This is a genomic window from Yersinia pekkanenii (assembly GCF_001152565.1).
GTDB classification, from domain to species: Bacteria; Pseudomonadota; Gammaproteobacteria; order Enterobacterales; family Enterobacteriaceae; genus Yersinia; species Yersinia pekkanenii.
The window spans coordinates 1-6,951 of the sequence record NZ_CQAZ01000083.1 but is presented as its reverse complement, the minus strand read 5'-3'; the positions used below and the strand labels follow the sequence as shown (position 1 = coordinate 6,951).

Sequence of the window (6,951 nt, the reverse complement as noted above, 5' to 3'; positions counted from 1 at the left end):
GTCACTTCCCTGAACTGACTTTTTCTTACCCAGTCGAGTGGCTGTTACTGGGCTGTCACACACATAAAGAATCACCGGTCGCCCACGCCCCTCTGTTAAATCGCTATTGGTAACCGTTAGCCAAACATCCTTCGTTTCTTTGATTTCTGCCATCATTCATTCCTCATTTACCCGCCAATAAAAAAGGCCGCGTTATGCGACCTCATATAATTTGTGCTGGGATATTTAGCCACGCCCAGCCGTGGTTTCCCTACTTTCCACAGTCAAAGGAAATTGATATGTTGGTTATTCCACAGTCAATATAGGGATTTAAAAATGGCAGATTATGTTGCTCGCGTTGAAATATTCGATGCAAATGCAGAAAATTATGAAAGTCTCCACGAAAAGATGAGGGAAATTGGCTTTAGTAAAACCATCATTGGTGAAAGCGGAAAGGTTAGCGCTTTACCTGATGGAACCTATGTTGGTAGTCGATCTGAAGGTGAATATGATGTACGTGAAATGATTAAGCGAATTGCTGACCCTCTATCCTCAAGGTCTGCGGCAATCTTTGTTTGTTCTTTTGATAGATGGTCAGGATGGTTGTACTCCGCGACCTGATACCGCTTCACAGTTCCCCTCTGGTGGCGGTGAGTAGCCACCTTTCTCTAACTGTAAGATCCGTTGAGCAGCATAGCAAAGTGCTGCTTCCAGCATGAATTCTAAGCCATCGGTGTTATCGCGTAGCCTTACCGAAACAGCTAACACTGCGTCATTAAAATTATCACTACCATTCGTAATTGCTATTGCATAACTGCCGCTTTTATTTCTCTCTAAAACTATTACCTTTGGATTCTGAATTATCATCTCTTACCCCTTAACTATGTGGTGGGCTTCTTTGCGAACGTTATATTAGGTGCCTGATTGTTTTCCCACCTCAGGCGGCGGTGGTGCCCGCTATACCCCTACAGCGAGAAATCGGTTAAGCTCTAATCACCCCTACAGAGAGCAAAGAGAGTTACGCCGATGAACAACTCATGGTGGCAGGAGTTACTACGTTTTTTCCTGCAAGGAATGACACTTAAACAGTTGATTCATATGCTTATCATCCTTGTTGCTCTTGTGATAATTTCACCAACTGACTTCAAGGAATGGGTTAACATTCGTAACCCTGAGATAATCCCGCCTTACTGGATGTATTACACGCTGCTATTTTGCGGCAGTTACATTATTAACGGGATTCTTCGATCCTCATACGACCTGATAACTGAACGCTTGAGTGAAAATAGAGCGCGAAGGGAAAGAGATAATGCATCCCGAGCACTTGCTGCGATATTTGACTCCCTCTCATTGAAAGAGAAAGCAATGCTTGCTTTTGCTGTTGATGCCAACAACGGAATTACAGTCAGGAGAGGGGATGAAACAGCAATTTCTCTTGCTGGGAAAGGGCTTCTGTCTTTAGATGGAAGAAGCTTAACTCAGCCGAGAAAGGAAAAACTCAGCATCCCTAAAGAAATTTACCATGAGTGTTTCATCCGATTTTCTGGCAAAAGCGACACCCTCGATGATGAACTAATAAATGATGAGAGAACAAAAGAAATCAACTAGATGACCACTTTGGGCTCTCTTCTCTTGCGTCTAGTTCAGGGTAAGGCTCCACAAGCATGTCGTCATGCCGGATAAGGTGGAGCGTGGCGGCATCGACTATTGCCAGCGCGACGCTCAACTCTACTTCTCTGGATTCGTTAATTGGAAATTTAGCACCAGACATGTATAGAACATGCCGTATGTTCATGATTGCATATCTTAGTTGCCGTATTTCTTCATCTCTCGCAGCTATGACTTGCTGCGCATAGTTGAATGCTTCTTCGTTTACCATACCTACCTCGCTGTTAATGATTCTGACTTACGGAAGCCTGCTGCAAACTTAGCTACCTCAGGCAAGCACAATCCACCTTCAATTACCGGTTTGCGCTTGAACTCATATTCGAAGAGATATGAAGCGCGGAGAATATGCATCTTGTACGCCTTAACTCTACCAAATGCCGCTCTGGCAATCATCCGTAGTGGAGCAGGCGAGTAACCAGCGCGTCTAACTGGTGATGTGGAATAAGCGTCAACCTGATACTTGCGGCCGACTGACATAGGGTTAGCGATGGCATATGCCTGTTGCTTTGCTTTACGCTGTGCATCACGACGGCTGCGGCAATTTTCTTTGATAGTGTGCGGCTTAATCATGTTGTTCTCCTGAGATAGCTTTGGTGATGTGGTGGCCGGTGCTGCTTTCTTTCCGGCATTCTGGATGGCACTAAACCAGACCTTGTACGGCATACGCCGCGCATACCATCTATCACTGCGCTGGGCGACTTACGTTGCGATCATGGTGCGCATCAGCCTGCGCATTCACCACATCCCAAACCTATCTCGTTTGGTTATTTGCACTTTTCAGCGCTCGATTGAGTTTTAACTTCCTGTCTTACTTTTGGCGTCCTGCCGTGTTGATGGAGTGAGTTTACTAAACACTAAACTAAATCGTCAAGTAAATGATAAACAAATAGTGAATGCTTTACTTTATTTATATGATTGTTAAGTTAATTTAATTCAAAAATAATTCAGACGTGACCCTTCGCACCGGCTATCAGGCGTGAAAAGTGTGCTAAATTGGGTGAAATTTATGAGGGGGGGTGGAAATGGATAACTCAGATTCGGTATATAACGAGGCATGCAGATTGGTAGGAGAAAGCTGTTTGATGCTGGCACGGAACGGTGATGAGATAAGCCGTGCTCAGGTGGCATATCAGCTAAAGCGGATACATTGGCAAATCATGGAGCAGACAGGCGAATCCAATTTAGCTATAAAGCTGGCAATAGAGCAGTTGGAGGATGGATTGGTGAAGTAGGGTGGTGAGATTGTCAGATTACAGGCACAAAAAACCCGGCAGCGGGGCCGGGTATAGCGATTATTCAAAAGGGAATTCAATCTGGCGTTGTGGGTTAATCTGCTTTTTAACTTTAGTCACTTCATATGATGTCTTGATGGCATCGCCTGACATGTATTGCGTAACCTTCAAATCAGCTAGAAGCATATCCCCCTTCGAGAAGTTAAGTTTCATAGAGTTGACGTCTTGAAGAAAATGTTCGTCAGTTATCTCAGCAAGAAAGGACGCTGATCCATCAGAAAAACGCCACTTATTTCCTTCACTAAAGGATACGTTGATAACTTGCAGTGCCTTTTCGGTGGTATTTTCTGAAAGAATTGAATCAACAGGTCTTTCTATGTAGAAAAATTCTGCTTCGCGTTTAGACACAGTAACGAATGTTTTCCCTTCATCCAAAGTAGCTGCAAAGCTATCAATCCCTTCTTTTTCAAGAGGTCTAGCAATTACTTCTTGAAGCGATTCTCTGAGTTTATAATTCTTGTATAACTCAACTACATCCTCTTCAAATACTTCCTCCTCATCATCTATGAAAATCTTCACATTACGATTTGGAAGTTTATGAATAGACTTTACTTTTCTTGGCCCAATCCATTTAATTAAATCTAGTAAACCTCTGGTTGTTTGAGTGCCAGCAACTTTAGATAAGCCCAATAAGGTGATGAGATTAAGAGTCGCAGACACCGGATCACCAGAAAGAAATTCTATCGCTTGTTTTATCCACGATGGAGAGCTAGCGAGCAAGTCAATGCCAAAAGAACCAGCTTTAAAAGAAGCATTTACCTTTACGGTTACGGTGGCTTTTTTTCCGTAGATAGTCTTGGCCGCTTCTTCAAATACGTCTGATAAGGCAATAAGCGCAGGAGCTAGATCGCGAATATCCATCTCGTGATTTTCTAACGCTGGGCCGTCATAGACTATTCTGAACTTCATATCATCACTATCCATCAATGCCTATCCTGTGCATCATAATAAACCTGATCGCATATACAGTAAAATGCCGATTGTATTATCACTAGAATAAAACTAAATGCTCTTTGACCTTATGCAATTGGAATTTACCACCCACCCCTCTATGGGCTAGCTGAGGTAGTAAGTCATACCACCAATATCAATCCCTTCACCCATCAAGCCCATAAGGAACAGTGCCATTACAGTAATGGAAATAACAGTAGCTAAGACTAAAATCACAGGTATTACATACTCTTTCATCGCTCCTCCTTGAGTTATGGGCTAGCAGTGGGTTAGGGTATTAGACCAATCGCAACTTTGTTTCGACGGCAACGCCAATGATTTTGCAATTCCCATTGATTGGCACAAGAGGCCATGCTGGGTTAAGGCCTCGTAAATACTTGGCCCCCCCATCAATGATTAGTTTTTTAAAGGTAGCCTCGTTCGCGGATTCTAATTTTGCAATCACCAAACTACCGTTTCTTGCTTCCCTTCCAGTATCGAAAAGAACGAGAGTGTCTTCCGGAATACTAATCCCGGTAGGAGCCGTCATTGAATCACCCTCGACGCGCAGCCAGAATCCATTACCTTCAATTCGGGCGTCAGACTCAAACCACTCATCAATATCCTTCAACGTGTAAGGTTCAATGGCCTCACACCACGCGCCAGCGCTAACCCAACTGATTAAAGGATATTTATTTCCTTTCACATGCGGGCCAACAAATTTGACATTGCTCTTTTCTTGCGCAAAAGCCGAATCGAGATGACCCACAGGCATCCCATAGGTGCTTTCTAGCCGCCGAGCCGCTTTCTCGCCAAACGATGTAGATTTGCCAGTAATCAACTGAGATAAATAACTCTTCTCTTTCTCTGGGAGAGGTTTATCAGCAAACCATTCTTTTAGGCGCAGGCGCCTGATGTCTTTTATGTTCATATTGTCATTTTGATTAGTAATTTATAAACAAGCAAATACTTGACGTTTAGTTTAGTGTTTAATAAACTCATGTTTTATTCGTGAGGTGAAAAATGGAACTTAAAGAATATATCGACCGACTCGAACGTGGTGGGGCTAAGAAGCTAGCAAGTGAGATTAATGTCTCTAGTTCATACCTCTCACAGATGTCCTCAGGGCAGTCACCTATATCTCCCGCTCGTTGTGTGGAGATTGAGGTTGCAACTGGTGGAGTGGTTAGCCGCCAAGACTTACGCCCAAACGACTGGCAAAAAATCTGGCCAGAGTTAGTTACTGCCGCTTAACCACCCGCATTAAACACTTCAATCGAGCGCTGAAAAGTGCAAACCCAAGAAACTAATCACAAGTGGCATTAGCTACGGCTTTGTCACGTAACAACATCTAACAAGGGAAGAGTACGCAATGGAACGTGCAAGTAACAGCAAGAGAATTATGGAAGTTGAATCTGAGCTACGAAGCCGAATGGCTATCAAGGGCCAGAGCAAGTTTGCGCGGGAGGCTGGCTGGGCCGAATCAAAGGTCAGCCGGTTAAACGTACATGACATGGCAGTGACGTTTGTTCTTCTGGAGAAGATATGGGAGACGAGCGTGATAAGGGAAATCGCAAGGCAGGCTGTGATTGCGGTGACCGGAAAGCAAAAAGCCCCGGCGGTAACCGAGGCTTCAGAACAGCAAATAACAATGTCTTTCTAGAGGTAATTATACATGCGAAAGAAAACTAACGCAAAACAGCGAGACGTTACTCAGCAGCGATCCGCCAAGCCTGACGAGCTAGTCATGCTCTGTGAGAACGACACAGTATTTGGCAATCGGCTTATTTATGAATTCAGAAAGGTTAAGCCTTTGCAGGGGAAAGCCAATGAGTAACGCTATCGATTATAACAACAATGTCTCACCTATCAGGCCTCATCTGGAGGTCGTGGAGTGTCGCGTGGCCGATCTTGATGATGGGTATACCCGACTGGCAACAATGATTCTGGAAGAGCTTGCAGGCGCAGATTTTACCAAACGCCAATTCAAGGTGTTGCTTGCGGTGATCCGGCTTACCTACGGATGGAATAAGCCACGCGATAGAATTGCTAACTCCCAAATTTCAGGGATAGCAAAATTGCCGGTTAAACGGGTTAGTGAAACTAGAGTACAACTCATAAAAATGAACGTGTTAACTGCTGTCGGTCAGATGATTGGCATCAATAAAAACGTATCAGAATGGGCGCCCCCTCAAATTGAGGTTAAATCCCTCAAAACAGGGGATGAAAAATCCCTCAATTTAGGGGATAGCAATCCCTCAAAACAGGGGGACACCATAGACATTATTCCAAAGACAGTAAAAACAACTACCCAAACCCACGATGTGGTTTTGGATGAAGTTGAGAAGTCGAAAAAGAAAACCCCTCGTCAGGCAGGTACAAACCCAAGAGCTAAAAAAACCAACCCCCGAGCAAAAATGCCCGAGTTCGATAGGGATCGGTTCAAGAATACTTGGAACTGCAAAGCCGAAAATCACGGACTCCCAAAAATACTCAGTATCACGACAACTACCGAAAATGGGTTGAAGCGCCTGTGGGCATCCCACCTGAAGCAATGCGATGAGACGGGTAGGACACCACGCGACGTTGACACCCTGATCAACGGTTATATCGAGTTTGGCTACCAGCCTACTGAGTGGGCCAAGGGCAGCAATCCGAGCGGGAAAAAGTACGGGATCGAAACCGCGCTGCGGCAAGAGAAAATTGACGAAATTTTAGGGAGAGACGACTGATGGACAGTTACGACTTTGAAGAGCAGTTGATTGGTTCGATGATTATCAAAGGCGATCACATCGACTGCCATGAAATCACAGGCAAGCTTCCTGCTGACGCCTTTGAGAACTTCCACCTACGCAACATGTACTCAGTGATATCCGCGCTGCTGAGCAAGTGCGAACCTATTGACCCATTTACGATTCAAGAGGCCGTCCCTGCTGGCACTAAAGACATGGTGTTGACCGTCTCATCTCGATGCAAGTCATCGGCAAACATCAAGGCGTGGGCCAAGCGAGTTCGTCAGTGTTGGATGCTACGCAAGGGTGAGTCTGAATTCATCAGGGCAGCGGAAATCCTGCGCAGTGCT

13 protein-coding genes are annotated in these 6,951 nt (G+C 44.7%); 8 read left to right on the top strand and 5 right to left on the bottom strand.

The genetic code is table 11. The features are described from left to right. Window positions 1-315: 315 nt before the first annotated feature. The gene (ghoS, locus tag AEP37_RS25375; RefSeq protein ID WP_050692155.1) at window positions 316-600 is read left to right on the top strand and encodes a type V toxin-antitoxin system endoribonuclease antitoxin GhoS; all 285 of its coding nucleotides are present in this window, start codon (window positions 316-318) and stop codon (window positions 598-600) included. Here the strand turns inward: ghoS and AEP37_RS21880 are convergent. Next, window positions 574-846 (bottom strand): hypothetical protein, encoded by a 273-nt coding sequence (locus AEP37_RS21880; RefSeq protein ID WP_049615314.1) that lies wholly within the window; start codon window positions 844-846, stop codon window positions 574-576. The two genes, ghoS and AEP37_RS21880, sit on opposite strands and share 27 nt — an antisense overlap. Before the next feature lie 159 nt (window positions 847-1,005). Between AEP37_RS21880 and AEP37_RS21875 the strand changes: the two genes are divergently transcribed. Next, the gene (locus AEP37_RS21875) at window positions 1,006-1,587 is read left to right on the top strand and encodes a super-infection exclusion protein B (RefSeq protein WP_049615313.1); all 582 of its coding nucleotides are present in this window, start codon (window positions 1,006-1,008) and stop codon (window positions 1,585-1,587) included. Window positions 1,588-1,860: 273 nt separating this feature from the next. Here the strand turns inward: AEP37_RS21875 and AEP37_RS21865 are convergent, their stop codons facing one another. After that, window positions 1,861-2,310 carry a transcriptional antitermination N peptide gene (locus AEP37_RS21865; protein WP_156168720.1) on the bottom strand — a complete coding sequence of 150 codons (450 nt, stop codon included), beginning with the start codon at window positions 2,308-2,310 and terminating at the stop codon, window positions 1,861-1,863. Window positions 2,311-2,669: 359 nt separating this feature from the next. Between AEP37_RS21865 and AEP37_RS21855 the strand changes: the two genes are divergently transcribed. Further along, window positions 2,670-2,879: a DUF2767 family protein gene (locus AEP37_RS21855; protein ID WP_072086388.1), complete on the top strand. Its 210-nt coding sequence runs from the start codon at window positions 2,670-2,672 to the stop codon at window positions 2,877-2,879. 60 nt (window positions 2,880-2,939) lie between these two features. On the opposite strand, the gene AEP37_RS21850 is transcribed toward AEP37_RS21855, so the two are convergent. The 3 genes from AEP37_RS21850 to AEP37_RS21845 all read right to left on the bottom strand — a co-directional run bounded on the left by AEP37_RS21850 (window position 2,940) and on the right by AEP37_RS21845 (window position 4,800). Beyond that, window positions 2,940-3,863, bottom strand: a complete 924-nt coding sequence (locus AEP37_RS21850) for a hypothetical protein (protein ID WP_049615309.1) — start codon at window positions 3,861-3,863, stop codon at window positions 2,940-2,942. Between the two features lie 132 nt (window positions 3,864-3,995). Next, window positions 3,996-4,127, bottom strand: coding sequence for a hypothetical protein (locus AEP37_RS27660; protein ID WP_268872771.1), 132 nt, complete (start codon window positions 4,125-4,127; stop codon window positions 3,996-3,998). A gap of 40 nt (window positions 4,128-4,167) precedes the next feature. Then, entirely contained in the window at window positions 4,168-4,800 is a 633-nt protein-coding gene (locus AEP37_RS21845) for a LexA family protein (RefSeq protein ID WP_049615308.1), read from the bottom strand. A gap of 92 nt (window positions 4,801-4,892) precedes the next feature. On the opposite strand from AEP37_RS21845, the gene AEP37_RS27655 reads away from it, so the two are divergent. The 5 genes from AEP37_RS27655 to AEP37_RS21825 form a co-directional block, all read left to right on the top strand. Next, window positions 4,893-5,123 (top strand): transcriptional regulator, encoded by a 231-nt coding sequence (locus tag AEP37_RS27655; RefSeq protein WP_048619602.1) that lies wholly within the window; start codon window positions 4,893-4,895, stop codon window positions 5,121-5,123. Window positions 5,124-5,241: 118 nt separating this feature from the next. Then, the gene (locus AEP37_RS21835) at window positions 5,242-5,532 is read left to right on the top strand and encodes a CII family transcriptional regulator (RefSeq protein WP_049615307.1); all 291 of its coding nucleotides are present in this window, start codon (window positions 5,242-5,244) and stop codon (window positions 5,530-5,532) included. 12 nt (window positions 5,533-5,544) lie between these two features. Further along, entirely contained in the window at window positions 5,545-5,706 is a 162-nt protein-coding gene (locus AEP37_RS26315) for a hypothetical protein (RefSeq protein WP_156168718.1), read from the top strand. Continuing rightward, window positions 5,699-6,601 carry a replication protein gene (locus AEP37_RS21830; protein WP_049615306.1) on the top strand — a complete coding sequence of 301 codons (903 nt, stop codon included), beginning with the start codon at window positions 5,699-5,701 and terminating at the stop codon, window positions 6,599-6,601. The genes AEP37_RS26315 and AEP37_RS21830 overlap by 8 nt, the downstream gene beginning before the upstream one ends. Further along, the coding region (locus tag AEP37_RS21825; protein WP_049615305.1) for a DnaB-like helicase N-terminal domain-containing protein at window positions 6,601-6,951 on the top strand (351 nt) is incomplete at its 3' end. The genes AEP37_RS21830 and AEP37_RS21825, both read left to right, overlap by 1 nt.

Bases quoted from the DNA above. Each gene is read 5' to 3' on its own strand.
- AEP37_RS21875 (WP_049615313.1), top strand. From the start codon at position 1,006: ATGAACAACTCATGGTGGCAGGAGTTACTACGTTTTTTCCTGCAAGGA.
- ghoS (WP_050692155.1), top strand. From the start codon at position 316: ATGGCAGATTATGTTGCTCGCGTTGAAATATTCGATGCAAATGCAGAA.
- AEP37_RS27660 (WP_268872771.1), bottom strand. From the start codon at position 4,127: ATGAAAGAGTATGTAATACCTGTGATTTTAGTCTTAGCTACTGTTATT.
- AEP37_RS21835 (WP_049615307.1), top strand. From the start codon at position 5,242: ATGGAACGTGCAAGTAACAGCAAGAGAATTATGGAAGTTGAATCTGAG.
- AEP37_RS21850 (WP_049615309.1), bottom strand. From the start codon at position 3,863: ATGGATAGTGATGATATGAAGTTCAGAATAGTCTATGACGGCCCAGCG.
- AEP37_RS21830 (WP_049615306.1), top strand. From the start codon at position 5,699: ATGAGTAACGCTATCGATTATAACAACAATGTCTCACCTATCAGGCCT.
- AEP37_RS21845 (WP_049615308.1), bottom strand. From the start codon at position 4,800: ATGAACATAAAAGACATCAGGCGCCTGCGCCTAAAAGAATGGTTTGCT.
- AEP37_RS21865 (WP_156168720.1), bottom strand. From the start codon at position 2,310: ATGCCGTACAAGGTCTGGTTTAGTGCCATCCAGAATGCCGGAAAGAAA.
- AEP37_RS21855 (WP_072086388.1), top strand. From the start codon at position 2,670: ATGGATAACTCAGATTCGGTATATAACGAGGCATGCAGATTGGTAGGA.
- AEP37_RS21880 (WP_049615314.1), bottom strand. From the start codon at position 846: ATGATAATTCAGAATCCAAAGGTAATAGTTTTAGAGAGAAATAAAAGC.
- AEP37_RS26315 (WP_156168718.1), top strand. From the start codon at position 5,545: ATGCGAAAGAAAACTAACGCAAAACAGCGAGACGTTACTCAGCAGCGA.
- AEP37_RS27655 (WP_048619602.1), top strand. From the start codon at position 4,893: ATGGAACTTAAAGAATATATCGACCGACTCGAACGTGGTGGGGCTAAG.